The 25180-nt window shown below is 65.5% G+C and carries 16 protein-coding genes and 1 tRNA gene; 7 read left to right on the forward strand and 10 right to left on the reverse strand.

Annotation, left to right across the window (positions count from 1 at the left end):
* Nucleotides 1–114: 114 nt before the first annotated feature.
* On the reverse strand, nucleotides 115–1401 hold the full coding sequence (gene serS / locus AC1AXT_RS04530) for a serine--tRNA ligase (RefSeq protein ID WP_476541771.1): 1287 nt from the start codon (nucleotides 1399–1401) through the stop codon (nucleotides 115–117).
* A gap of 226 nt (nucleotides 1402–1627) precedes the next feature.
* Here serS and AC1AXT_RS04535 point away from each other — a divergent pair, with 226 nt between their 5' ends.
* Nucleotides 1628–2716, forward strand: a complete 1089-nt coding sequence (locus AC1AXT_RS04535; protein WP_476541770.1) for a diacylglycerol/lipid kinase family protein — start codon at nucleotides 1628–1630, stop codon at nucleotides 2714–2716.
* Between the two features lie 395 nt (nucleotides 2717–3111).
* Here AC1AXT_RS04535 and AC1AXT_RS04540 read toward each other — a convergent pair whose 3' ends face one another.
* Nucleotides 3112–6093 carry a collagen-binding domain-containing protein gene (locus tag AC1AXT_RS04540; RefSeq protein WP_476541768.1) on the reverse strand — a complete coding sequence of 994 codons (2982 nt, stop codon included), beginning with the start codon at nucleotides 6091–6093 and terminating at the stop codon, nucleotides 3112–3114.
* Between the two features lie 459 nt (nucleotides 6094–6552).
* Complete coding sequence (locus tag AC1AXT_RS04545) at nucleotides 6553–8703, reverse strand: glucose PTS transporter subunit IIA (RefSeq protein WP_476541766.1); 2151 nt, start codon at nucleotides 8701–8703, stop codon at nucleotides 6553–6555.
* Between the two features lie 399 nt (nucleotides 8704–9102).
* Between AC1AXT_RS04545 and pgm the strand changes: the two genes are divergently transcribed.
* The gene (gene pgm / locus AC1AXT_RS04550) at nucleotides 9103–10779 is read left to right on the forward strand and encodes a phosphoglucomutase (alpha-D-glucose-1,6-bisphosphate-dependent) (RefSeq protein ID WP_476541765.1); all 1677 of its coding nucleotides are present in this window, start codon (nucleotides 9103–9105) and stop codon (nucleotides 10777–10779) included.
* Between the two features lie 134 nt (nucleotides 10780–10913).
* Here pgm and AC1AXT_RS04555 read toward each other — a convergent pair whose 3' ends face one another.
* Nucleotides 10914–11981, reverse strand: coding sequence for a ribonuclease H family protein (locus AC1AXT_RS04555; RefSeq protein ID WP_476541763.1), 1068 nt, complete (start codon nucleotides 11979–11981; stop codon nucleotides 10914–10916).
* A gap of 237 nt (nucleotides 11982–12218) precedes the next feature.
* Between AC1AXT_RS04555 and rpiA the strand changes: the two genes are divergently transcribed.
* A complete protein-coding gene (gene rpiA, locus AC1AXT_RS04560) occupies nucleotides 12219–12923 on the forward strand; it encodes a ribose-5-phosphate isomerase RpiA (protein WP_476541762.1) in 705 nt (234 codons plus the stop codon).
* Nucleotides 12924–13027: 104 nt separating this feature from the next.
* Here the strand turns inward: rpiA and radA are convergent, their stop codons facing one another.
* Nucleotides 13028–14470 (reverse strand): DNA repair protein RadA, encoded by a 1443-nt coding sequence (radA, locus tag AC1AXT_RS04565; RefSeq protein WP_476541760.1) that lies wholly within the window; start codon nucleotides 14468–14470, stop codon nucleotides 13028–13030.
* Nucleotides 14471–14639: 169 nt separating this feature from the next.
* On the opposite strand from radA, the gene AC1AXT_RS04570 reads away from it, so the two are divergent.
* Nucleotides 14640–15263, forward strand: coding sequence for a hypothetical protein (locus AC1AXT_RS04570; RefSeq protein ID WP_476562584.1), 624 nt, complete (start codon nucleotides 14640–14642; stop codon nucleotides 15261–15263).
* A gap of 247 nt (nucleotides 15264–15510) precedes the next feature.
* A complete protein-coding gene (locus AC1AXT_RS04575) occupies nucleotides 15511–15600 on the forward strand; it encodes a 30S ribosomal protein bS22 (protein ID WP_004268639.1) in 90 nt (29 codons plus the stop codon).
* Nucleotides 15601–16035: 435 nt separating this feature from the next.
* On the opposite strand, the gene AC1AXT_RS04580 is transcribed toward AC1AXT_RS04575, so the two are convergent.
* The 5 genes from AC1AXT_RS04580 to nusA all read right to left on the reverse strand — a co-directional run bounded on the left by AC1AXT_RS04580 (nucleotide 16036) and on the right by nusA (nucleotide 23487).
* Nucleotides 16036–17499, reverse strand: a complete 1464-nt coding sequence (locus AC1AXT_RS04580; RefSeq protein ID WP_476541756.1) for a riboflavin kinase — start codon at nucleotides 17497–17499, stop codon at nucleotides 16036–16038.
* A 58-nt stretch (nucleotides 17500–17557) separates the two neighbouring features.
* A complete protein-coding gene (gene truB / locus AC1AXT_RS04585; protein ID WP_476541754.1) occupies nucleotides 17558–18568 on the reverse strand; it encodes a tRNA pseudouridine(55) synthase TruB in 1011 nt (336 codons plus the stop codon).
* Between the two features lie 151 nt (nucleotides 18569–18719).
* Entirely contained in the window at nucleotides 18720–19253 is a 534-nt protein-coding gene (gene rbfA, locus AC1AXT_RS04590; RefSeq protein ID WP_476541753.1) for a 30S ribosome-binding factor RbfA, read from the reverse strand.
* A 150-nt stretch (nucleotides 19254–19403) separates the two neighbouring features.
* Nucleotides 19404–22223: a translation initiation factor IF-2 gene (gene infB, locus AC1AXT_RS04595; protein ID WP_476541752.1), complete on the reverse strand. Its 2820-nt coding sequence runs from the start codon at nucleotides 22221–22223 to the stop codon at nucleotides 19404–19406.
* A 211-nt stretch (nucleotides 22224–22434) separates the two neighbouring features.
* Entirely contained in the window at nucleotides 22435–23487 is a 1053-nt protein-coding gene (gene nusA / locus AC1AXT_RS04600; protein WP_476541750.1) for a transcription termination factor NusA, read from the reverse strand.
* Nucleotides 23488–23646: 159 nt separating this feature from the next.
* On the opposite strand from nusA, the gene AC1AXT_RS04605 reads away from it, so the two are divergent.
* Together AC1AXT_RS04605 and AC1AXT_RS04610 are read left to right on the forward strand one after the other, a co-directional pair.
* Nucleotides 23647–24876, forward strand: coding sequence for a hypothetical protein (locus AC1AXT_RS04605; protein WP_476541749.1), 1230 nt, complete (start codon nucleotides 23647–23649; stop codon nucleotides 24874–24876).
* A gap of 90 nt (nucleotides 24877–24966) precedes the next feature.
* Nucleotides 24967–25055 (forward strand) — tRNA-Ser (locus AC1AXT_RS04610).
* Nucleotides 25056–25180 lie beyond the last annotated feature (125 nt).

Consider the following 25180-nt stretch of genomic DNA (forward strand, 5'->3'; position numbering starts at 1 on the left):
CCCGAGAAACCCGAGGAACCCGAGGAACCCGAGGAACCCGAGGAACCCGAGGAACCCGAGGAACCCGAGGAACCCGAGAAACCCAAGGACCCCGAGTAACCTACAGAAGCAACCTCACGCTTCCCACTTCTGCGGTTCGATGACCTCCATGCCGTTCATGTAGGGGCGCATCGCCTTCGGAATGACGATCGAGCCGTCTTCCTGCTGGTGGTTTTCGAGGATCGCCACGAGCCAGCGGGTCGTCGCCAGCGTGCCGTTGAGCGTCGCCACCGGACGGGTGCCGCCTTCCGCCACGCGCTCGCGGATATTGAGCCGGCGCGCCTGGTATTCGGTGCAGTTCGACGTCGACGTGAGCTCGCGGTAGCGGCCCTGCGTCGGCACCCACGCCTCGCAGTCGAACTTGCGGGCGGCGGAGGAACCGAGATCGCCGGCGGCGGTGTCGATCACGCGGTACGGCACCTCGACCTTGCCGAGCATCTCCTCTTCCATCGCGAGCAGCTGCTGGTGCTGGTCGTAGGAATCCTCCGGCTTGCAGTACACGAACATCTCCACCTTGTCGAACTGGTGCACGCGGATGATGCCGGCCGTATCCTTGCCCGCCGCGCCGGCCTCGCGCCGGTAGCAGGAGCTCCAGCCGCAGTAGCGCAGCGGCCCGTTCTCAAGGTTGAGGATCTCGTCTTCGTGCATGCCGGCAAGCGCCACTTCCGAAGTGCCGACGAGGTACTGGTCGTCGGGTTCGCGCAGGCGGTAGATCTCGTCGGCGTGCGAGTTGAGGAAGCCGGTGCCGCGCATCACTTCCGGCCGCACGAGCGTCGGCGTGATGGCGAGCACGAACCCGTTGTCGCGCGCCTGGTCGACGGCCATCGTCAGCATCGCCAGCTGCATGCGGGCGACGTCGCCGCGCAGGAAGTAGAAGCGCGAGCCGCCGACCTTCACGCCGCGCGGCATGTCGATGCCGGCGACTTCCTCGCCCAGCGTCAGGTGGTCCTTCGGCTCGAAGCCTTCCGCCGCGAAGTCGCGGATCGTGCCGACCTTCTTGACGACGACGTAGTCGTCTTCGCCGCCTTCCGGCGCTTCCGGCTCAACGATATTCGACAGCTTCCACATCGCCGTCGTATATTCGCCGGCTGCGTTGTCGGCATCCGCCTTGAACGACGCGACCTGTTCGGACAGCTGCTTGGTTTCGGCGATCAGCGCGGCCTTTTCCTCCGCCGGAGCCTTCGCCACCTTCTTGCCGATTTCCTTCTGCTTGGCGCGCGCGGCCTCGTATTCCTTGAGGGCGGTGCGGCGCACTTCGTCGCTCTTGAGCACTTCGTCGACGAGTTCGACCGACTCGCCGCGCTTGCGCTGCGATTCCTTCACGATTTCGGGATGTTCACGGATGAACTGAATATCAAGCATGGGTTCTAGCCTAATGCGGTTCAGCGACACGATAATATATGGGATTTCCCGCGCCCGATTACGCTGCCAGCCGCCCCTTCCGGCACCCCCGCGCCGCCTGTACGGACGCCCGTTTGCAGCGGCCGGGCCCGGTTTGTGGAAGAATGGATAGTCGAAGACTGTACAAGATTGGATATGGCCACCGCCGCCCGGCGATGGGTACGCGTACGAAAAGGGGTAGCATCGTATGTCGGATTCGTGGGTTGCAGGCATCGCCATCACCGTCGCCGTCATTGCCGTCGCTGCGGCCATCGCGCTCGCCGTCCGCTTGCGGCAGCTCAACCGCCGCCAGCGCCTGCTCCAGCACCGCGACGACGACCAGGTGCACTACACCGTCGTCATCAACCCGTCGAAGCCGACGGCTGCTCAGGTACGGACCAAGATCGAGGATTTCTGCCGCGACAAGGGCATCACGCAGCTCACCTTCATCGAGACGCAGCTGGACAAGGACGGCCGCGCCTGCGCGCTCGAAGCGCTCGACAAGGGCGCGGACGTCGTCATCGCGGCCGGCGGCGACGGCACGGTGCGCACCGTCGCCAGCGCGATGGCGGGCACCGACCACGCGATGGGCATCATCCCGATCGGCACCGGCAACCTGTTCGCCCGCAACATGGGCATTCCGGTGGACGATCTGGACGCCGCCATCGCCATCGCCACCTCGCACGGCTCGCGCAAGGTCGACATCGGCCGCCTGACGCTGCTGGACCGTCCGGACGTCGACCATGGCCATGCGTTCCTGATCATCGCCGGCATCGGCTTCGACGCGCTGATGATCGACGACACCGACCCGGAGCTCAAGAAGAACATCAGCTGGCTGGCCTATTTCGTGTCGGGCGCCAAGCACATGTTCGCGCCCAAGTACCATGCCGAGGTCACGATTACGCAGCCCGACGGCGCGCAGCTGCGCTCCGAGCTCACGTTCCGCACGTTCATGGCCGGCAACTGCGGCGAGATCCCGGTATTCTCGCTGATGCCGGACGCCTCCTTCAACGACGGCCTGCTGGACTTCGAGGTCATCGACACGTCCGGCGGCATCATCGGCTGGGCGAACCTGCTGGGCGACGTCGTCCACCAGACAATCACCCGCAAGGCCGAGCAGCGCCCCCTGTCGCACAATTCCACCATCGACCAGATGCAGGGCGTCTCCGCGGAACTGCGCCTGCCGAAGGCCGTCCCCGCCCAGGTCGACGGCGACATGCTCCCTCCCACCTCCCACCTCAAGTTCGAGGTAGAACCCAACAGCCTCACCGTCCGCGTCCCCACCGTAGAAGCGTAGCTTCGCTCGTCCCCGCTAGCGTCCGCCGCCAAAATAAGCAAACGCGAAGCCTCCGTCCCCGCTGGCGGGGACCGGAGAGCCGAGCCGAAGGCGAAGGCGATCCGAGGGGTGGTCCCTCCGCTGGAACGCGAGCTACCCCAATTTTCAAGGGACGGCCCTTCCGCTGGAACGCGAGTTACCCCGATTTCGAGGGGTGGTCCCTCCGCTGGAACCTAAGCCAACCCGATTCAGAAGAACACCCCCACCCCATAATCCGAAGAAAACAGAACCAAAACGAGAAGGGTGAGCCGCCAGGGCGAGGAAAACCCGCCGACTCACCCAACTCCTTATTCACCATCGGAATCCAGCGTCGTAGAGAGGGGAAGGGGAACGCTACGGATTCCGGCGCCCTACAGTCAGGGCAAGTATTCCGGCTTGCGGCACATGCCAGCAAGCAGCGCGAGCGCAAGCAGCGTCAACGCGCAGCCGCCTACGACCGGCGCGATAGCCGAGCCATCGCCACCGGCTTCCGGCAGGACATACCCGGGTTCCTCCGAACTTTCATTGGCGAACACCATCGTGTACGTCACGCCGTCATTGCCGTTGAGGTTCTGCCAGTGGTCGACGAACGCGTCATCACTGTCAGTCAGCGAGTTCTGTTCCCGGTACGCGCCGTACCCGTCGGCACCGTCCACGTCGACGATGGCAAGCATGATGTTGTCGGCTTTCGTGCCGCTGCCCCACAGGTACTTGTTGGTATGCACTTCCCGCACCGTCACCGTCAGCTCATGCGACCGCGCGTTCTCGTCCGCCACGACATTGGTAACGGAATCGCCGTTCGCATCCACCGGATGCCCGTCGCCATCCACCCGCTCGCTGAACGTGTACCGGTACGTGCCAGGTGAGGTCAGACACAGCGAATACTCGGTCGCGTCATCGCCATCGCCAAAGCTCAGATTTCCGCCGGCGACATTGTGCGCGGTGGCGACCACATTGCCGGCCGAGTCGGTCAAATCAAACAGGAACCGATATTGCGAGGCGTCCGGTGCGCTGCCGTCCAGCGCCTTCGTCGCGGAAATCTTCACGCACACCTGGTCGCCGTACGTATTCTCGATCGCGACTTTCCCGCTGGAATCCACGCCGCCGGTCACGGTGACGGCATACCGCTCGCTGTCGTCGGGATCGTCGGCGACATGGACGGTCACGACGGTGCCGTTAGGAATGTTCGATTTGTACCCGTCGCCCGCCGTTTCGGTGACGAGATAGTAATGGTCGCCGACCGGGTCGGTTCCGCTGTCGTCCGCCGGCTCGGTGAACGTGATCGCAGGGAACGCGAAGTCGCCCTTGCCGGCCGTCACCGACTGTACGGTCGCGTCGGCAAGCGGGGTGCAGCTGCTCGCATCGGCCACGTTTGTGCAGGAAACTTCAACAAGATTGAACCGGTATTCTGCTCCGGACACTTCATAGTCGACCTTCGACCCGTCCGCCTGCTCCTTCTTCACGCTCTTCGTACCCTCGATGACGATGCTGCCGCTGCGGTGGCTCCTCGTCGTGTTCGTGAACGTATTGCCGCCATCGACGGTAACGGCGTTGTTATCCTTGTCATAATAGGTGTAGGAAATCGGCTCGACGATCTCCCCGCACTTAACAGTGACTTTGGCGATGACGTAGCCGTTGTCGTAGGTTATCCGGGTGTCGGCGCCCTGCTGTTCGCGGATCTTGAACGTATACGTCGTCGACTCGTTGTTACCGGGCTTCGCCTCGAACGGATCGGTGATCAGGTAGTCGATATCGGAATTCTGCAAATTGAATTCAACGTCGTTGCCGACATTGGTGGCGGTGCCCACCGGCTCCTCGGAACCGTCGCCCAACACCAGAGAGAGCTCGAACGTGAATTCGCCAGTCGGCGCCGTCCGCCGCTCGCCATCGACCAAATAGGCCTTCTGCGCCTTAATGCGCGACAGCGCGTCGCCGGTGTACGGCTTGCTATGGCCCTCGTTGCCCAGCGTGATATTCTTCGCAATGAACGAACCGTTCGGACTGCCGGAATCCATGACGAAGTCGCCATTGGGCACGACGACATAGCCGACCACGTCGATGCTGCCCGAGTTCACCAGCGTGGCGTTCGGGTAGAGGAACAGCACGTTGGCGGCGTTCGGATCGGCTTCGGCGATGTTCGGCTTGATCTTCTCGCCGTCGACGGTGTGGTAGGTGACGGCCGGCATGGTGGTCGTGCCGTCCGACTTGATCAGGAAGACGGTGTCCGGCACCACGTCAAGCGCGTCGGTGGCGTTCTGCACGTCGGCGGACGTAATGCCCCAGTCGCTGACGTCGATTTCAATGCCCTGGTCATAGTGTCCGCTGTCAAAATAGCTCTGGTCGATTTCGATGGTCAAGCCGGCCTTGCAGCGGATGATCTTCGTATTGGTCTTCTCGCAGCCGGAACCAGTCAGGTTCCAGTCGGGCTTGCCGCCTTCACCCCACGTTTTTCCATCCCAGCTAATCGTTACGTCCGCGCTCTTGCTGGCGATTGCCTGCACCTCCGCATCAACCTTCGCCATGACTGAACTGAAGTTGATGTAGTTGTCGGTGTAGCGAATCTGACCGCGATAGGACGACGAAGAGAACAGCCCGCTGACGCCATAGTTGGAGGTGCCCAGGTACAGCGGGATCATGTAGCTCTCCGTCGTCGGGTACGTCGCACCGTACGGCACCGAATTGTAGTAGCGGCCCGCATTGAAGTACCCAAGCTTCGACGCATCGCCGGCAATGTACGACGGCGCGGGTTCCTGGAAATTGCCATTGCCCAGGCCAAATCTGGCATTGCTGTCATTGGACTGCGGGATCAGGTTGCCGCCGACGGCAATGGCGCCTACCGAATGTCCCGACTTGATGGTCAGGTTCCCCGGCGTAAACGCCAGATAGTGCGACAGGATATAGCTCATCGTCGCCTTGCCGCAATCATCAGCCCACACGCGCTTGGATTCATACTGCGCCTGCGAGTACTGCGACGTATCCGTCCAGCAGGGAATGGTGGTCGACGAGGAACCGCCCTCGCCGCTGCCGTCACCTTCACCGCTGCCGTCACCTTCACCGCCGTCTTCGCCATTGCCGTCCTCATCCAGGGCCATGATGCCCCAGTCGGCGTCCGGCTGCGCACCCAGCGCAAGATCGCTTTCTGCAGCGGCGTCCGTGTGCCCGTCCAGCACGATGCCGCCTTTCGCATCAGCATCACCATCAGCCTGGCCGTCCTGCGTTGCCGCAACAACCGCCCCGGCGCTCTCCTCGCCATCATCCTCGGCCCAGGCCACGCCAGGCGTCCAGATGCAGGCGAATACGAGCGCCACGATGGCGGCTATGGCGCACAACGCCTTGCCTGCCTTGAATCGTCCGTTCATCTCAACTCCCCACCCGGCCTCCGCGCCGGCGAGTTCGCCTTTCGTGAAGCGCTTAATGTTTTGAAAAACAACTTCTTAACCGCTTAAGCTACACCCATATTCCCCTCTTAGCGAAAACGAACGTCCAAAATGTGAACTCCACCACACCCCCGTTGCCATCCGGAGCGCAGATACCACGCACAGCAAGAACGAGACGGCCGCCCCGAGGATTCGGCCGGCCAAGCTCCCGTGACCGGAGACATAAGGGGGTCGAACATAAGGGGCGAGAGACGAGGGGATGAAGAATCGAGAGACGAGAGATGAAGAGATGAGGAATCGAGAGACGAGAAGTGAGAGACGAAGAATCGAGAAACGAGAAATGAAAGACGAGAAATGAGAAAGGGGCCGCCCCCGCTACTGCGTGCGGGACCGGCCCCTTGGGTTGATAGGAGGAGAAAAGGGATGGTAAGTAGGTAAGTATCAGTGCTCGATGGAGATCACTTCATCGCCAGCGAGCACGTCGCCGGTAATCGGGGTGACCTTCTTGAGCATGGCGGTGTTGAGCACCGTCATCAGCGTCGTCGTCGAGAAGCCGGCGGCCTTGACCTTGTCGAAGTCGACGGTGGCGAGCTTGTCGCCCACGTTGACCCGCTGGTCGGCCTTGACGGCCACTTCGAAGCCGTCGCCGTTCATCTTGACGGTGTCGATGCCGACGTGCACGAGGATCTCCACGCCGTCGTCGGTCTTAAGGCCGAACGCATGGCCGGTTTCGGCGACGGTCTGCAGCACGCCCGAAACCGGGGCGAGCACGTCGACCTTCGAACCGGACGGCACGATGCCGACGCCTTCGCCCAGCGCGCGGGACGCGAACACCGGGTCGCCGCAGTCGTCGAGCGACACGGACTTGCCTGCGAGCGGCGCGAACGCGGCGACGGTCGGCACGGCTTCGGCGGAAGCGTCCATGACCGGCTCGCTCATCGTCTTGTCGCCCGGCAGCAGCGCGTCGTCTTCATGCGTTTCGGCATATTCGACGGCGTCGCGGTTGGCCGGCGTCTCGTTGGCGGCTTCGGCGCGGGCAGCGGCCACGCGGGCCAGCACTTCCGCCTTCTGCTCCGGCGTGCGGTAGTCGAAGATGATGATCAGGAACATCGACACGAAGAACGCCACGGCGATCGAGATGGCGTACACCCACATCTGGCTGAACACCGGAATCGTCAGCAGCGAGGTGAACGCGAACGCCGTCGTCGTCACGCCGCGCACCGTTTCGCCGGCGGCGGTGACGGACGGGAACAGCCAGCCGAGGACGGCGATGACGACGCCGCCGGTGGCGCAGCCGACCAGCATGCGGCTATAGACCTTCTTGAAACGCAGGTGGATGCCGTACAGCGACGGTTCCGAAACGCCGCCGAGCAGGCCCGCGGCGAGCGCGCCGGTAGCCGTCTGGCGCATTTCGGAGTCACGGTCGCGGATGGCGAGCACGAGCACGCCGGCGGTCGCGCCGAAGCAGGCGAAGTTCCACACGCCCATCGGGCCCTGGATGAAGTCGTAGCCGAGCGTGTTGATGTTGATCAGCATCAGGGCGTTGAGCGGCCAGTGCAGGCCGAGCGGCACGAGGAACGGGTAGAGCATCGGGATGAGGATGGCAAAGACGAACGGCGCATGCGTGTTGAGCCATGCCAGGCCGACGCCCAGGCCGTTGCCGATCCAGATGCCCAGCGGGCCGACGAGGAACGCGGTGAGCGCGCCGACGATGATCATGCAGAAGAACGGCACGAACACGAGCTGCACCGAATCGGGGATGATCTTCTTGAGCCCGTGGTACACGAGCGCGAGCACGGCCGCCATCAGCAGCGGCACGAACACGTTGCCGGAGTAGTCGTTGAGCTGCATCTGGATGCCGAATACGCTCGTCGTGCACTGTTCGGTGCCCAGCGACGTCGTCGTGCAGTGGGTCTGCGCCCACGTCGTGTTCATCAGGCTCAGGAACGACGGCGTCATCAGCGCCGCCATGATCGCGCCGCCAAGCCACGGGTCGACCTTGAGCTTCTTCGAGGCGTTGTAGGCGATCATGATCGGCAGGAAGTAGAACACGCCCTTGTACAGCGCCTGCACGAACACGGTAGTCGGGCTGTCGGTCTCGCTCGAGATCCAGCCGCATGCGATGCACACGTTGAGGATGGCGATGATCAGCGACGCGCCGAGCAGCACGCCGAGGATCGGACGGAACGAATCGGAGAGGTATTCGAAGAAGGAATCGACCCATGCGACCTTGCCGCGCGCCTTCGAACGCGCCGCGGCCTTGACGTCGGCGTTGCTCATCTCGCCAGAGCCGGAACCAGCGCCGTCGCCGGAGGACTTCGCGCCGGCGGTTGCGCCGATCTTCTCCATTTCCGGCAGGTGCATGATCTCCTCATACATGTTGGCGACGCCGCCGCCGATGACGACCTGGTAGCGGTCGCCACTCTGCGGCACGGCGCCGAGGACGCCCTTCATGTGCTCAAGCCGGCTTTGGTCGACCTTCGAAGCGTCGACCAGTTCGAATCGCAGGCGGGTGGCGCAGTGCGTCAGGCTCTTGACGTTCTGGGGGCCGCCGACGGCAGAGATGATCTGCTGCGCAGTGGACTCGGCCATCTTGTTCCTTTCCTTGCAGTTTCCTTCTTCAGGGTTCCGTTATGCCGCGTGCAAAAGCGGCGCCAACGGGAACGGCAGCCCCGCGTCGGCTGCGAACGCTCGCGTTTGCAGCATGGTCGGCGGTACCGGTTTTCTCGCTGGGTCAGAACGGCGCCTTTGCTCGGTGGAATCAATCTGAGATTGTATCGCGTTTTCTCTATTCAGAAAAATCCAGAAAAGAGCGGAACCGTTCCGGTTGCAGAGGAAAGCGTACACTAACCAGTGGAATTCCGGCGTTTGTTTACAAGATTTTCAGAAATCGTTTTCTCGTTTCTTGCGCGCGTTGCGAACCGCCGGCGTGTCGTTTTGCCGCCCCGTTTGCCGCTTGATATGGCCGTTGCTCGTGGCACAATGGTCACCATGGTTGCAAAGAATGCGGGCATGCCCGCCACCCCAGAAGATCTGATTGATGTTGACGAGGTCATCGGCAAGTACTATGACGTCGTCCCCGACCCGTCGGTGCCGACCGAGCGCGTCATTTTCGGCACGTCCGGCCACCGCGGCTCCTCGCTGAAGAACTCCTTCAACGAGGCGCATATCGTCGCCATTTCGCAGGCGATCGCCGAATACCGCAAGGCCACCGGCGTCACCGGCCCGCTCTACATCGGCCGCGACACCCACGCCCTGAGCCTGCCGGCCTGGAAGACGGCCATCGAGGTGCTCGTCGCCAACGGCGTGACCGTGCGCATCGACTCGCACGACGACTTCACGCCGACGCCGGTCATTTCCCAGGCCATCCTGACGCACAACCGCGCGGCGGACGGCACCCAGCGCTTCTCCGGCGAGGGCCTGGCCGACGGCATCGTCGTCACCCCGTCGCACAACCCGCCCACCGACGGCGGCTTCAAGTACGATCCGGTCACCGGCGGCCCGGCCCCGGCCGAGGCGACGAACGCCATCGCCAACCGCGCCAACGAGCTGCTCGGCGACTACAAGAACGTCAAGCGCGTCCCGTTCGAGCAGGCCATCAAGTCCGACCTCGTGGAACGCTTCGACTACCGCGAGCACTACGTCGACGACCTGAAGAACGTCATCGACTTCGACGTCATCCGCTCCTCCGGCGTGCGTCTGGGCATCGACCCGCTGGGCGGCGCCTCGGTCAACTACTGGCCGCTGATCAACGAGAAGTACGGCCTGGAAATCGGCGTCGTGCGCCCCGAAGTCGACCCGACCTGGAAGTTCATGACGATCGACCACGACGGCAAGATCCGCATGGACCCCTCCTCCACCTACGCCATGAAGGGCCTGGTGGACGAGCTCAACGCCGGCGCCTGGGACAAGTACGATCTCGTCGGCGGCACCGATCCGGACGCCGACCGCCACGGCATCGTCTGCCCTGACTGGGGCGTCATGAACCCGAACCACTACATCGCCGTGTGCGTGGAGTACCTGTTCGGCGGCAACCGCCCGGATTGGCCGGAAGGCACCGGCGTCGGCAAGACGGTGGTCTCCTCCTCGCTCATCGACCGCGTCGCCGCCTCCATCGGCGCCCGCCTGGTCGAGGTGCCGGTCGGCTTCAAGTGGTTCGTCGACCCGCTGTTCACCGGCGAAGTGGCCTTCGGCGGCGAAGAGAGCTCCGGCATGAGCTTCCTGCGCTTCAACGGCCGCGTGTGGACGACCGACAAGGACGGCATCATCCCCGACCTGCTCGCCGCGGAAATCACCGGCAAGACCGGCAAGAACCCGGCCGAGCTGCACAAGGACCAGGTCGCCCGCTTCGGCGAAAGCTGGTACACCCGCGTCGACACGCCGACCACGCTCGAGCAGAAGCAGAAGTTCTCCAAGCTCACCGGCGACGACGTCACCGCCACGATGCTCGGCGGCGAGGAGATCACCGCGAAGATGACGAAGGCCCCCGGCGACGACGAGCCGATCGGCGGCCTGAAGGTCACGACGAAGGACAACTGGTTCGCCGCCCGTCCGTCCGGCACCGAGAACATCTACAAGGTGTACGCCGAGTCGTTCGTCTCCCCCGAAACGCTCGATTCCGTCCTCGAAGAAGCCACCGTCGTCGTCGACAAGGCCCTCGAAGACTGATTTCCGGCGTTCCTAGCGAACGCTAGCCAACGAAAAGAGGCCCCCGCCTTCCAAAAGCGGGGGCTTCTTCGTTTGCCGCAACATCGTCGCGGCTGCATCACTGCGCTTGCTTCAGTGCGTTTGCTTCACCGTGGCTACATCACGAAATCGGCGCCGGACAGTTCCAGCGTGCCGTCGCCGTTGACGTAGCCGTCGACGGCGATGTACCCGCGCACATGCCGCGGCTTGCCGTCATACGTCGCGCTGGTGGCCGGCGCCGGCGAGAACACCACGGTCCCGTCCACCGTCAGCCCCGTGGCCCGCAGCGCCGACTGCGCAGCCGGACGTTGCGCCGCCGGTTCCCGCACGGCAGGTTCCGCTGCCGCCGGTTCCGCGGCCGCCGGTTCCGCTACGACGGATTCCGTTTCCTCAGTCTCCGCTTCCTTCTCAAGATTGCGCGCCGACAGTTCACGCAACGACCCGCCTTGCGGCACGGTTGCGCGGGTTTTCTTCGCCGGCTTTCCGGACGGAGTCTCGGATTCCTGAATCTCGGTTTTTTCAATCTTGGATTCCGCAGCGCCGGAAGCCACCTCTTTCAGCGGTTCTCCCGCATGCAGGGCGCGGTAGTCGGCGGGGGACATGGCGCCGTCGAGCAGCATCCGCGCATCCTGCGGCACCTTCGTGCCCTTGGAATATTCGGAGGCGAGCAGCGACTGCCAGCCTTCCAGCGGCAGGTAGCCCTCCTCGGCGCCGCTGCGGCAGTCCCCCGCGTAGGTCCGCGCCAGCCGGTCGCACTTTTCGTTGCCTTCGTTGCCGGCATGGCCCTTGACCCACTTGAAGGTGACGGAACCTTCCCTCTTCGAGATTTCGGCGTCGATGGCCTTGATGACGTCGGCGTTCTTCACCGGCTTCTTCTGCGAGTTCTTCCAGCCGTTCTTCTTCCAGCCGCGCACCCATTTCGTCGAGCAGTTGATGGCGTACTGCGAATCGCTTTCGATGACGAGCGGTTCGGGGCCCGGGTGCGCGCGCAATGCCTCCAGCACGGCGCACAGCTCGCCGATCTGGTTCGTGCCGTTCGTGGCGCCGCCGGCGTCGGCGTCGCCGGCGTGGCGGTGGCAGGAACTTGCGTCCGACTCGGCATCGTGGTGGTCGGCCCAGGCCCACCCCATCGGGCCGTTGGGATTGCCCAGCGCGGAGCCGTCGGTAGAAACGGTAATGGTCATGCTTCCAGCCTACGCCACCCGAACGAGCCCCGGTTCGCAACGTAAGCCGCCCCTTACCCTGCCGCCCGCTACGCCCCTCGCCTAGGAGACGCCCCAGCCTCCCATGGCGGAACACCTGCGGTGCCCCGCGTTCCTTCCTTCTGTGAGGAAAGGCCGGCCGGAGGGAAAAAGGAAGGGCCGTCGATAGGATGGAACCGTTGGACGGCACCATCCGTCACCGAACGTTAAGGAGCGTTTATGGACAAGGCACAGCAGGACGCAATGAAGAAGGCTGCGGGCATCGAAGCCGCCAAGCTCGTCGACAACGGCATGATCGTCGGCCTGGGCACCGGCTCCACCGTCCGCTTCCTCGTGGACGAACTCGGCCGCCGCGTGCAGGAAGAGGGCCTGCAGTTCACCGGCGTCACCACCTCCCGCCGCACGCAGGAGCAGGCCGAAGGCTACGGCATCAAGATCGTCGACATCGACGACGTCGACCACATCGACGTGACGATCGACGGCGCCGACGAAGTCGACGCGAACTTCAACGGCATCAAGGGCGGCGGCGCGGCCCTCCTGTGGGAGAAGATCGTCGCCGTGAACTCCGACAAGATCGTCTGGATCGTCGACGAATCCAAGGTCGTCGAGGTCATCGGCAAGTTCCCGCTGCCGGTCGAGGTCATCCCGTTCGGCGCCGCCCACGTCATCAAGCGCTTCGAGGACCGCGGCTACAAGCCGGTCCTGCGCCTCGACGCCGAAGGCAAGCCGGTGCGCACCGACGAGAACAACTACGTCGTCGACCTGCACCTCGAGCGCATCGACTCCCCGGCCGAGCTCGCCGAGGACCTCATCAACACGGTCGGCGTCGTCGAGCACGGCCTGTTCCTCAACATGGTCGACGAAGTGATCGTCGGCAACCCGGCCGGCCCGCGCAAGCTCGTCAACCCGAACAAGAACGTCTGAGACGTCTCCCGCTGGGAACGGCCGGAAGCCAAGGCAATCAAAGCAAAACCGCCCCGGTTCCGCAGGCACGAACCGTACGGAACCGGGGCGCGGAAACTGCCCGCCTACCCCAGCAACGCGGCGAGCGCGTCACGCAGCGTGCTCGCCTCCACCACCGCAAGGCCGTCAATCGACGGCCTTTTCTTCATTGGCGGCACGACGGCGCGGGTGAACCCAAGCCGCGCCGCCTCCCGCAGCCGGTACTCGAGCCGCGGCACGGGCCTGATCTGGCCGGTGAGCGAAATCTCCCCTATCGCGCACGTCGAGCGCGGCACGGCCTTGCCTTTCGCCGCGCTGGCGAGCGACGCCGCAATCGCCAGGTCGCAGCTCGGCTCCTTCGCCTTGCCGCCGGCGATCGTGGAGACGTACAGGTCGTTGGCGAGCAGCTGGATGCCGCCGTGCCGGTAGAGCACGGCGACGAGCATCGCCAGCCGGTTCGGGTCGACGCCGTTGACGGCGCGCCGCGGCGTCGGCAGCACCGAATTGGTCACGAGCGCCTGCACCTCCACCGGCAGCGAGCGGTGCCCGTCCAGCGTGAACGTCACGCAGGTGCCGTCCACCGCCGGCGCGTCGTCGGCCGACAGGAACAGCCCGGCCGGGTCGGTGACCTCCTCGATCCCCTCCCCGCTCATGTCGAAGCAGCCCACCTCGTCGGTCGGCCCGAAACGGTTCTTCACGGCGCGCAGCAGCCGCAGCGCCGTCTCCGGCTCGCCTTCGAACTGGCAGACGACGTCAACGAGATGTTCCAGCGTGCGCGGGCCGGCGATCGAGCCATCCTTGGTGACGTGGCCGACAAGCAGCACCGGCACGTCCAGCGTCTTGGCGGTGTCGATGAGCGCGCTGGCGACCTCGCGCACCTGCGTCGAACCGCCGGAAATGCCGTCGACGTCCTGGGACACGATCGTCTGCGCCGAGTCGACGATGGCGAGCGCCGGCCGCTCCCGCTCAATCAGCGCGAGCACCGTCGCCAGATCGGTCGTCGACGCAAGCAGCAGCGCATCCTCCACCGCGCCGATCCGTTCGGCGCGCAGCCGCACCTGCGCGGCCGACTCCTCGCCGGAAATATAGAGCACCGTCCGTCCGCCTTGTGAATCTTGTTCAAGATTTCCCCCGCCCACGAGCCGCGCGACGTTGCCGGCGGTCTCCAGCAGCAGCGTGGACTTGCCGATGCCGGGTTCGCCGGCGATCAGCACCACCGAACCGGGCACGATGCCCCCGCCCAGCACCCGGTCGAACTCGCCGAAGCCGCTGGGCAGCCGCCGCACCGCATCGGTGCCGACCTGCGTCATCGGCTTCGCGTCCGCCGCCGAGCCGGCCGGCACGCCGGACGCCGCCACCGTGCGCGCCGTGCGTCCCGGCGCCGCCGTGCGCGAGCCGGCCGCCGGCTTCGCCTCGCGGAACTCGGTCACGGTGCCCCACGCGCCGCATTCGGGGCACTTGCCGACCCATTTCGGACCGCTCCAGCCACAGTCGGAGCAAACATACTGCACTGTCGATTTCGCTGCCATGATTCCCGAATCTACCACCGGCGCCCGGTTCCGTCAGCAGCGGCGCAGCGAGCGGGCGCCGGTGCCATTGTCCACCGGCGCCCGGCGCCCCGCTCCGGCCGCCCCTCCCCTCGCCGCCTTCCCAACAATTCCAAGGAATCCGTCAGGATGCCGTGTAGAATTGGCAACTATGGCAAATCCGGGACCCAAGGCGAAGAGTGGCGCGCAATCCTCTTCCATGAAGAAGCTTAGGCTTGCGGTGGTAATCGTCGCCGTCGTCATCGTACTGTCGGTCGTCTCGGCGTTCATCTGGCCGGGCTGGGCCATCCGCGAACAGCCCACGCCGTCGGCGCTCGAAAGCGCCACGACGTCCGCCTCCCCCACCATCAAGGCGACTGCCCTTCCCGACGACGCGTCCGACCTGCTCAAGGCGATGCCGGACACCGTCGCCAACTTCGCGCGCACGTCCGCCAAGGCGAGCGAAACCTGGAAGTCGTCGTCGCCGACCGAGGAATACACGCTGACGTATTCGACCGGCGACGCCGCCAACGACGTCACCGTCATCGTCGGCCAGTGGTCGGACGAGGACGCGGCGGCGAAGCAGTACGACGCGCTGCAGTCGGCCGCCAGCGGCACGACGCTCGCCGCCGGCAACATCAAGGTCGACGGCGAGAAGACCGGCTCGTACATCGTGCGTACGAACGGCGACGACACGTCGAAGGCGACCGCGCTGTGGCTCAACGGCACCGTCGTGTTCGAAGCGACCGGCGCCGCCGAACCGGTCGAAACGATCTGCGAGGAGTTCCCGCTCTAGCCGCGCCCGGCTAGGATCCGGCCGCACCCTGGCCGCGTTCTAGCCACGTTTTCCGCCGGCTCTTCCCCACCCCTCATCGAACCGGGCTCCCGCTTCCCCGGACCGCCCCGGGGCTGGCAGCGATGGCTAGCGCGCCGAGAACCCCGCGTCCCGTTACCTAAGACTCCCCAAAGTCGGCTTAGGCGTGTAGAGTAGGCCAAGTTGCAATCTTTACTGTATTGAAATACCAAGGAACGGGAGGCTTACGATGGGTTCCGTCATCAAGAAGCGCCGCAAGCGGATGAGCAAGAAGAAGCACCGCAAACTGCTGCGCAAGACTCGTCACCAGCGCAAGTAGTGTCCAGCGGGCGCCTGAAGCCCGCTGCCAGCGCTCAAGCGAAGGCCCCGGCCGCACCTCACGTGCGCCGGGGCCTTCCCGTTCCTCCAGATTCTTTCCGCCAATGGTTCCGGTTCCTCCCCCAACGGCGTGTTGAGGAACCCGACCCAAGATTTCCAGCCTTTCCTGGTTCCGGTTCCTCCCACCACGGCATGTCGAGGAACCGGGCCCAAGATTTCCAGCCTTTCCCAGGTCCGGTTCCTCCGCCGGCGGCGTGTTGAGGAACCCGACCCAAGATTTCCAGCCTTTCCTGGGTCCGGTTCCTCCCACCACGGCATGTCGAGGAACCGGGCCCTAAGATTCCAGCCAGTAATGGGTCCGGTTCCTCCAGAGGCGGCGTGTTGAGGAACCCGACCTTAAGATTTCCGGTTTGCGCCGATCCGGTTCCTCTGCCGGCTAGGAGAGCTGGGCGCGGACGTCGGCGACGTTGCGCTTGAGTTCGTCGGTGAGTTCTTCGGCGCCGTCGAACTTGATCTGCGGGCGCAGGAAGTGCTCGAATTCGATGCGCACGCGGTGCCCGTACAGGTCGATCCAGTCGTCGGCAAGCGCGTAGGCTTCCACGACGCGCTCGTTGCGTCCGGTCTTCTCGTTGAACGTCGGCTTCGTGCCAATCGAGATCGCCGCCGGCCAGCGGTACGGCGAATGCGGCGCCAGCAGGCTTTCGACGCCCCCAGACTGGTACTGGTGGGCGATGCCGCTGTCGGACGGCATGCGCGCTTCCAGCGGATTGACGATGGCGCCGGCCTGGATGGCGGCTTCAGCAGCAGCCTCGGCGGCCGCGTCGGCGTCTGCAGCGGCGTCGGCGGCCGCTTGCGTTCCTTCCTCAGCGTTGCCAGCAGCCGTCCCAGGCGCCGCTTTGCCGGACGCAGCGGCTCCGGAACCGGAACCGGCTCCGGCCCCGGCACCGGCACCGGCACTCACTCCATCATTTCCCTGCGCCCCGTACGAGACTTCCCGCGCATACAGGTCCGCCGGCCCCAGGTCCACGAGCCAGCCGGAATAGACGCCGTCGACCGGTACGTAGCCGGCGATCGGTTCCTCGATGTTCGCCGTGGGGAACCCGATCGTGCGCCCGCGCTCCTCGCCGTGCACGACGGTGCCCTCGATGCCATGCGGCGCGCCGAGAATCTCCCCGGCCGCCTCGACGGCGCCGTGGCCGAGCAGGAACCGCACGTTCGTGCTCGACCAGTCGCGCACTTCCTTCGCGTTGTGCTTCTTGCTCCACGCGCGCAGCTGGTCGCGGGTCAGCCCGGCGCGCGGGTCCGCAGCGGTGCCGCGGCCTTCCGGCATCTGCGGCACCAGCGTGGACGGCACGCGCGTCTTGCCGTTGCCCTTGTCGTCGACGACGACGAGCTCGAACATGCCGGTGGCCAGCGCAAGCCGTTCGATCGCTTCGACGGTTCCGGCGCGCCCCGCCCCCATCGACGCGTCGGCGCCGAGTACCAGCGTGCGCATGCCGAGCCGCCCGACGAGCTGCCCGAGGAAGAAGCGGAACGACTTGTCGGCGAATTCCAGCGTATACCGCACGACGAGCACGTAGTCGACGCCGAGCGCCGCGAGCGTGCGCAGCCGCTGGTCGACGGACGAGATCTCGTCGGGGTCGGCGGTCCCGGCCGGCACGTCCTGCCCGTCATGGGCGGCGGCGTAGGCGTGCACGAACGCAGGCCGCGGCGTGAACATGATGACGACGGAGAACGCGTTCTCCTTCTTCGCCAGTTCGACGGTGGTCTTCACCACCGACCGGTGCCCCTGGTGCATGCCGTCGAAGGCGCCGACGGTCACGACGGACTTCTTGTCGGCGCTCAGCAGCGGCCAGTCGATATTGCCGCTGTCGTCCGGCGCCAGCTGGATGATCTTCATTTCGTGCTCCCCTTTCGGTGCAGGGTTCGTTCGCTTCCTTTACGGTACCGCGGATCCGTCATTCCGCCGCGTTTTCTTGCGCTGGGAATACCACCGTCGGTTTCGCCTTGCCGTGGGCGGGGGCGACGATCGCGACGACGTCGCCTGCGTTCCCATTGTCCAAGATTGCGGCCGAGATTTGTTTCACGGGCAGTTTCACGAACCGTCCGTAGCGCAAATCGGAGGCTTGCGCCGCCGTGACGCCCACGACCGGCATCGTGCGGCGCGCGGCCTGCGCCATCGAGTAGGCGTGCGCGAGGAGATTCTCGGCGCCGGCGTCGAGCACGGCCCTCTGCCGCGTGACCGTTTCGCCGTCGCGGTTCGTGAAGGTCCGGGATTCAGCATGTGCGGTTACCGGGCCTTCCTGAACGCTGAACGCGCCGACGGCGAGCCGGCGCAGGCGCGTCAGGTGCGCGCCGCAGCCGAACGCGGCGCCCAGGTCGCGCGCCAGCGCGCGGATGTACGTGCCGGCCGAGCATTCGACGACGACGTCCACGTCGGCGACCGGCGTGCCGTCGGCAGCGGTCCCGGGGCGCACGTCGCCGGCGTTGAAGCGCGTGATGGTGACCGGCCGCGCCTCCAGCTCGACGTCCTTGCCTTCGCGCGCCAGGTCGTAGGCGCGCTGGCCGTTGACCTTGATGGCCGAGAACGCGTTCGGCACCTGCATGATCTGCCCGGTGAAGCGTTCGGCGATCATTGCGCGCAGGGCCTCCGTATCCGGCAAGGCGGCGCTCTCTTGCGGCGGCGCGATGACGGCGCCGTCGGCATCGTCGGTGTCGGTGGCCTGTCCGAAGCGGATGGTGGCCTCATAGGTCTTGCGGTGGTCGACGATGTACGGCAGCAGCCGCGTGGCGTTGCCGAAGCCGACGACCAGCGCGCCGGTCGCCATCGGGTCGAGCGTGCCGGCATGGCCGACGCGCTTCATATGCAGCGCCGAGCGCACCGCCGCGACGACGTCATGGCTGGTGACGCCCTGCGGTTTGTCGACGACGAGGACGCCGGAGATTGCCGGTTCGCGGCGCTTGGCCATATGCTCCCTTTCAGTATGGTTCGGTCCGGCCCGGTCAAGGTTGGCTTACGCCCAGCCGGCGTTAGTGTAAGCTCGTTCGGCCAGCCTGCGCCCGATCCGGTTGATTTGGGCTCAGTCGGATGGTCTTACAGCCAGCCAGCTTGGTTTTGACTTAGTCGAGTTCTTCGATATCGACAGCGTAGTCGGCGGCATCTTCAGCGCCGTTTTCGTCAGCCTCGTTGTCTTCAACACCGTCCGCTTCGTCGCCCTCTTCGTCGTCGTGGCGATACGGGTCGGCGTCGCCGGCGTACGTAGCGTTTTCGCGGATGCGCTGCAGCTCTTCGTCGCGGCGGCGCGCGGTGACGAGGATGTCTTCGATTTCATGCGCTTCGCCCGGCACCTCGTCGAACACGAACTTCAGGTCCGGGGTCAGGCGCAGGCCGGCCTTGCGCCCCACGAGGGAGCGCAGGCGCCCCTTGGCCTGGTTCAAGGCCTGCTCGGCGCGCTTGCGGTCGCCCTGTTCGTGGCCTTCGCGGCCCAGGATCGTCCAGTAGACCTTCGCGAGCTGCAAATCGTTGGTGACGCGCACGTCGGTGATCGTCACGCCGGCAAGGCGCTTGTCGTGCAGCGCCGACTCCATGTTCGACGCGATGACGCGCTGGATGAGCGCGGCGATGCGCGCCGCGCGCGGGTTGGTTCCTGCCATGGGAATCCTTTCGAAAAAAATCCTGAAGAAAAATCTTGAAGAGAAAAGCAAGCCCCCTCCGGCTGGAGGGGGCCGCGGGGTTCCGAACGGCGCAAATGTCCGGAATCCGGGCCCCCGCGTCGCCGCAGGGGCCGTGCCAACGGGAGAACGCTACTTGCGCTCGATCTCCCTCATCTCGAACGTCTCGATGATGTCGCCGATCTCGATGTCGTTGAACTTGCCGAGGTTGATGCCGGCTTCGTAGCCTTCGGTGACGCTGGTGACGTCGTCCTTGAAGCGGCGCAGCGACGTGATCTCCAGATCGTTGACCGTCGTGACGCCGTTGCGCAGGATGCGTGCCTTCGTGCCGCGCTTGACCTCGCCGTCCTGCACCATGACGCCGGCGATGTTGCCGAACTTGGAGGAACGGAAGATCTCGCGGATCTCCGAATGGGAGGTCGTGACCTCTTCGTACTCCGGCTTGAGCATGCCCTTGAGCGACGCCTCAATGTCCTCGATGGCCTTGTAGATGACCGAGTAGTACTTGATCTCCACGCCCTCGCGTTCGGCGAGGTCGGCCACCTGGCGGTTCGGACGGACGTTGAAGCCGATGATGACGGCCTTGTCGACGGTCGCGAGGTTGACGTCGTTCTGCGTGATCGCGCCGACGCCGCGGTGGATGACCTGGATGCCGACTTCGTCGGACACCTCGATCTTCATCAGCGAATCCTCGAGCGCTTCGACCGAGCCGGACGAGTCGCCCTTGATGACGATGTTGAGCATGTCGATCTCGGACTTCGCGAACTGCTCCTTGAGGCTCTCGAGCGAAACGACCTTGCGGCGCTTGGCCAGCTGGGCCGCGCGTTCGGTCGCCTGGCGCTTCTCGGCGATCTGGCGGGCGGTGCGGTCGTCCGGGGCGACGAGGAACAGGTCGCCTGCGGTCGGCACCGAGGTCAGGCCGAGCACGGCCACCGGGGTGGACGGGCCTGCGGCCTCCATGTTCTGGCCGTTCTCGTCGAGCATGGCGCGCACGCGGCCATAGGAGGTGCCTGCGACGATCGAGTCGCCGACGTGCAGCGTGCCCTGCTGGACGAGCACCGACGCGACGGCGCCGCGGCCCTTGTCGAGTCGCGCTTCGATCGTGGCGCCGCGGGCGTCCATGTCGGGGTTGGCGCGCAGGTCGAGGTCGGCGTCGGCGGTGAGCAGCACCGCTTCGAGCAGCTTGTCGATGTTGATGCCCTGCTTGGCGGAGATGTCGACGAACATCGTGTTGCCGCCGTACTCCTCCGGCACCAGGCCGAATTCGGTCAGCTGGCCGCGCACCTTCTCCGGGTTCGCGCCGGGCACGTCGATCTTGTTGACGGCGACGACGATCGGCACGTTGGCCGACTGCGCGTGGTTGATGGCCTCCACCGTCTGCGGCATGACGCCGTCGTCGGCGGCGACCACGAGGATCGCGACGTCGGTGAGCTCGGCGCCACGGGCACGCATGGCGGTGAACGCTTCGTGGCCCGGGGTGTCGAGGAACGTGATCTTGCGCTTTTCGCCGTCGAGGTCGACCGACACCTGGTAGGCGCCGATGCGCTGCGTGATGCCGCCGGCTTCGCGGGCGATGACGTTCGTCTTGCGGATCGTGTCGAGCAGTCGGGTCTTGCCGTGGTCGACGTGGCCCATGACGGTGACGACCGGCGGACGGGGCTTCAAATCCTCGTCGTTCTGCAGCTCTTCTTCCTCGAGGTCGATGTCGAACTGCTGCAGCAGCTCCTTGTCTTCCTCTTCGGCGGAGACGATCTTGATGTTCCAGCCGATTTCCTCGCCCAGAATCTGGAACGTCGCCTCGTCGAGGGACTGCGTGGCCGTCGCCATTTCGCCAAGGTGGAACAGCACCGTCACCAGCGCCGCCGGATTGACGTTGATCTTCTCGGCGAGGTCGGCCAGCGAGGCGCCCTGGCGCAGCTTGACCATCTGGCCGTCGCCGCGCGGAATGCGCACGCCGCCGATGGTAGGCGCTTTCAGCTCTTCGTATTCATGACGCTTCGCGAGACGGTTCTTGCGGGCCTTGCTGGACTTGCCGCCCTGGCGTCCGAAGGCGCCTGCTGCGCCGCCGCGCCCACGGCCGCCGCCGCGGGACGGACCGTTGGACGGACCGCCGGAGAAGCCGCCGCCATTGCCGCCAAAGCGGTTGCCGCCTGGACGTCCGTTGCCGCCGGCGCCCTGGCCGGTGCGGCTATGGCCCCACTGGCCCGGCTTGGAGCCGGTGTTCTGGCCCGGACGCGGACGGAACCCGCCACGCTGGCCCGGCTTGCCGCCGCGGCGTTCATTGTTGTTGACGGTCGGGCGCGCCATCGGGTGCGGGCGCGGGATGTCGCCCGGCGTGGGCGTGTGCATGCCCTGCTTGCGGCTGAACGGATTGTTGCCCGGACGCGGCGCGTTCGAGCTGCGGCCATTGCCGGATGCCGGCGCAGCACCCGGACGCGGAGCGCGCGGCCCCGGCACCGGAGCGCCCGGCTTGGCCCCGCGGGCAGCCCCGCCCTGGCCCGGCTTGGCGCCGGCATGCGGGCGCGCGGAACCGCCGCGCGGCGCGTCGGCTGCGTTGTTCTTGCGCGGGGCGTGCGCACCCGGCTTCGCGGACGTGCGGGCGCCCGGCTTGGGTGCGGCCGGTCCCGGCTTGGGGGCCGGGGTTGCGGAAGATTTCGCGGCTGCCGGAGCCGCGGGCTTGGCGGCAGGCTTTGCCGCCGGCTTCGGGGCAGCAGGCTTCGCTGCCTTCGCACCCGGCTTGGGCGCGGCCGGCTTCGGCGATGCCGGCTTATGGGAAGATTCCTGCGAGGCCCCCTCCTGCGGGAAGGCGGCCTTGAGGCGACGCACGACCGGCGCCTCGACGGTGGACGACGCCGACTTGACGAATTCGCCCATGTCCTTGAGCTTTTCAAGGACGGTCTTGCTGTCTACGCCAAATTCCTTGGCGAGTTCATATACGCGTGCTTTCGGCACTCAATTTCTCCTATTTCCCAGCCGCGCATATGTAGTATGGCAGCTGCTTATGCTTTCACGGCGAGCTTGCTTCTCATCGTGCAACCATGATCGTGATACCTCGTCCTGTGTGTGCAGGCGCATGGTGTCCCCACGCACCCGGTCCGAGCCTCAAGCATACTCGCGGCGGCGTATTTCGCGCCGCCGCGAAACGCATGGGGCGCCGGTCCTTTCACTGGGCGTCCTGGTCGTCCTTCTTGGCGCGCTCTTCGGCCACCTTGCGCTGGTGCGCCTCGAACGATTCGATGCCGATCTTCCAGCCGGTCAGCTTGGCCGCGAGGCGCGCGTTCTGGCCCTCCTTGCCGATGGCGAGCGAAAGCTGGTCGTCGGGGATGAAGGCGATGGCCGTCTTGTTCTTCTCGCTGACGACCTGCACGCCCTTGGCGGTGGCCGGCGAGAGGGCCGCGGCGACGAACTGCGCCGGATCGGCGGACCAGTCGACGATGTCGATCTTCTCGTTGCCGAGGTTCTCCATCACGGCGCGCACGCGCGAGCCGCCGGGGCCGATCAGCGCGCCCTTCGGGTTGACGCCGTCGGTGTTGGCGCGCACGGCGATCTTCGTGCGGGCGCCGGCTTCGCGGGCGATGGCCATGATCGACACGGCGCCGGAGACCAGTTCCGGCACTTCGCGTTCGAACAGCTTGCGCACGAGCTCGGGGTGTGAGCGCGACACGGTGATTTCCGGGCCCTTGATGCCGCGGTTGACGTTGACGACGTACACGCGGATGCGTTCGCCGTGGCGGTAGCGTTCGCCGGGCACCTGCTCGCGGCGCGGCAGCAGCGCTTCGACGTCGCCGACGGCGACGTGCACGTTCGCCGAATCCTTGACGTCCTGCTGGACGACGCCGGTGATCAGCTTGCCCTTCTGGCCGGAGAAGGCGCCGAATACCTTGTCGTCCTCCGCCTTGCGGAACAGCTGCGAAATGACCTGGCGGGCCGTCGAGGCGGCCAGGCGCCCGAAGTCCTTCGGGGTGTCGTCATAGGGTTCGCCGAGCAGCGGCGCCGGGTGCGGGTCGTCCTCGGTGGGTTCCTGCTTGATTTCATCCTGCGCCCACACGGTGAACGTGCCGGCACGGGGGTCGAGTTCCACATGCGCATGCTTGGCCGCATGCGGGGTCTTGAGGTATGCAAGGCGCAGCGCTTCCGACAGCGCGGCGTCAACGGTTTCGGTATCGATGCCCTGCTCTTTGGCAAGCTGGTGGATGCCGGTCAGGTCCAGGTCCATGGGAGACCTCCTCGTATTCGTTCAGTTATTGTTATATCTTCATTTTTCCTTGCGCTCCGGCTTCATCTCTCCGTTCCGAAAGCGCGGGGGCCGGGCGGCTCCCCATCGTTGCTCCAACGGCGCCGCAGCGGTCACAGTCGGCTATTAGTGTAGTGACTCATGCAGACAGCCCTTCCCCATTCGCCGCGGCTCGCGGCCGCGGCCCGGCGCGCGGCGAGCGCCGCCGCCGCAGCCTTGCTGGCCCTCGGACTGGGCGGCTGTTCGGGGCTGCGCGTCGAAGGGCGTGCCGAATCTCAAATAGAGTCGTCGCCGTGCGAAACGGCGTACTATGCCGCGCAGGACCATACAGACGCGGCCGGCGACGGCACCGCGCTCACCGTGCAGCGGTACATCGCGGCGGAGCAGGCGGCGCACGACTGGCTCGACGTGGCGATCCAGTGCCCGCAGCGCTTCTCCGAAGGCACGCTGCGCAGCGCCCAGATGCAGTACTCCGCCATGACGCTCGCCGCGAAGCTGGGGCAGTCCTACCAGCCGCTGACGGTGCGGCGGCTCGACGGCATCGATTCGATGGCGATCAGCGGCACGAGCCTGGCGCAGATGGCGCTGGCCGAGGACCGCGCCGGCTTCATCACGGAAGTCCTGGCCGGCAAATACGTCGTCAAGGCGCCGTCGACGAGCGTCGCCGCATGCTCTTCTTCTTCCTCGGGCTCCTCTTCCTCCTCTTCCGGGACGGAATCTTCCTCCTCTTCTTCCTGCGTGACTGCGGCGAGCGGGAAGTTCGTGGCCGCGCTGGCTTCCAACGGCGCCTCGAAACTGCTCGGCTTCAGCGACGACCATAAGGAAGCGGCGTCCCAGATGATGTCGATCGCCGGCAGCGGCACCGAAGACCTGCGGCGCAAGGTGTACGCGACGGACGACATCCTCGCCGACCCGTACACGATCGTCGACCCCGTCACCGGCGCGAAGGCCAACACCGTCGCCGTCGCCGAAATCAACGCCGCCCGCGCCGAACTCACCGCCATGGAATCCGCCTTCGACGGCGCCTCCTCGGCTTCTTCCTCCGCGGCTTCGTCCGGCTCAGATTCCTCCGGTTCCGCCTCCTCTTCGGCTTCTTCCGGTTCGGCTTCCTCCGGTTCCGCCTCCTCTGCGGCTTCGTCCGACACCGCTTCTTCCGGTTCCGACGCCTCTAGGGAAGATTCGTCTTCCAGCGGCACTGCTTCTTCGCACGATACCGCTTCTTCCGCCTGGGGGAACGCTTCCTCGTCGTCCGCAAACGAAGCGCTGAAGAACGATCTGCTGCAGATTTCCATGCTGATCGCCACCCACGCCTACACCGCCTTCACCCTCGGCTACCCCTCCACCGACCACTATCTCTTCCAGCAGGAATAGCCGCAACACGCCGCGTTTGCCGCTGGAATTTGACTCGCTGGGAATCTGTGTAATAATAAACAAGTTGCTTACGAGCATTCGCGAGTGACTGGATGAGTGTCCGAGCGGCCGAAGGAGCACGCCTCGAAAGCGTGTGAGGGCAACCCCCTCCGAGAGTTCGAATCTCTCCTCATCCGCCAGCAGGGTTTCCAGCTTCGGCTGGAAACCCTTTCTCGTTTCCAGAATGGCTATTTTCCAGCGTTCTCAGCCAATCATCCCATTCCACGCAGTCTTGTGCACCCCAGCGAAAAACGCCCGTGAAGTA

It is taken from the genome of Bifidobacterium sp. LH_450 (assembly GCF_056356715.1).

Excerpts from the sequence above, each read along its gene's own strand:
- serS (WP_476541771.1), bottom strand. The coding sequence starts at position 1,401 with ATGCTTGATATTCAGTTCATCCGTGAACATCCCGAAATCGTGAAGGAA.
- AC1AXT_RS04535 (WP_476541770.1), top strand. The coding sequence starts at position 1,628 with ATGTCGGATTCGTGGGTTGCAGGCATCGCCATCACCGTCGCCGTCATT.
- AC1AXT_RS04540 (WP_476541768.1), bottom strand. The coding sequence starts at position 6,093 with ATGAACGGACGATTCAAGGCAGGCAAGGCGTTGTGCGCCATAGCCGCC.
- AC1AXT_RS04545 (WP_476541766.1), bottom strand. The coding sequence starts at position 8,703 with ATGGCCGAGTCCACTGCGCAGCAGATCATCTCTGCCGTCGGCGGCCCC.
- pgm (WP_476541765.1), top strand. The coding sequence starts at position 9,103 with ATGGTTGCAAAGAATGCGGGCATGCCCGCCACCCCAGAAGATCTGATT.
- AC1AXT_RS04555 (WP_476541763.1), bottom strand. The coding sequence starts at position 11,981 with ATGACCATTACCGTTTCTACCGACGGCTCCGCGCTGGGCAATCCCAAC.
- rpiA (WP_476541762.1), top strand. The coding sequence starts at position 12,219 with ATGGACAAGGCACAGCAGGACGCAATGAAGAAGGCTGCGGGCATCGAA.
- radA (WP_476541760.1), bottom strand. The coding sequence starts at position 14,470 with ATGGCAGCGAAATCGACAGTGCAGTATGTTTGCTCCGACTGTGGCTGG.
- AC1AXT_RS04570 (WP_476562584.1), top strand. The coding sequence starts at position 14,640 with ATGGCAAATCCGGGACCCAAGGCGAAGAGTGGCGCGCAATCCTCTTCC.
- AC1AXT_RS04575 (WP_004268639.1), top strand. The coding sequence starts at position 15,511 with ATGGGTTCCGTCATCAAGAAGCGCCGCAAGCGGATGAGCAAGAAGAAG.
- AC1AXT_RS04580 (WP_476541756.1), bottom strand. The coding sequence starts at position 17,499 with ATGAAGATCATCCAGCTGGCGCCGGACGACAGCGGCAATATCGACTGG.
- truB (WP_476541754.1), bottom strand. The coding sequence starts at position 18,568 with ATGGCCAAGCGCCGCGAACCGGCAATCTCCGGCGTCCTCGTCGTCGAC.
- rbfA (WP_476541753.1), bottom strand. The coding sequence starts at position 19,253 with ATGGCAGGAACCAACCCGCGCGCGGCGCGCATCGCCGCGCTCATCCAG.
- nusA (WP_476541750.1), bottom strand. The coding sequence starts at position 23,487 with ATGGACCTGGACCTGACCGGCATCCACCAGCTTGCCAAAGAGCAGGGC.
- AC1AXT_RS04605 (WP_476541749.1), top strand. The coding sequence starts at position 23,647 with ATGCAGACAGCCCTTCCCCATTCGCCGCGGCTCGCGGCCGCGGCCCGG.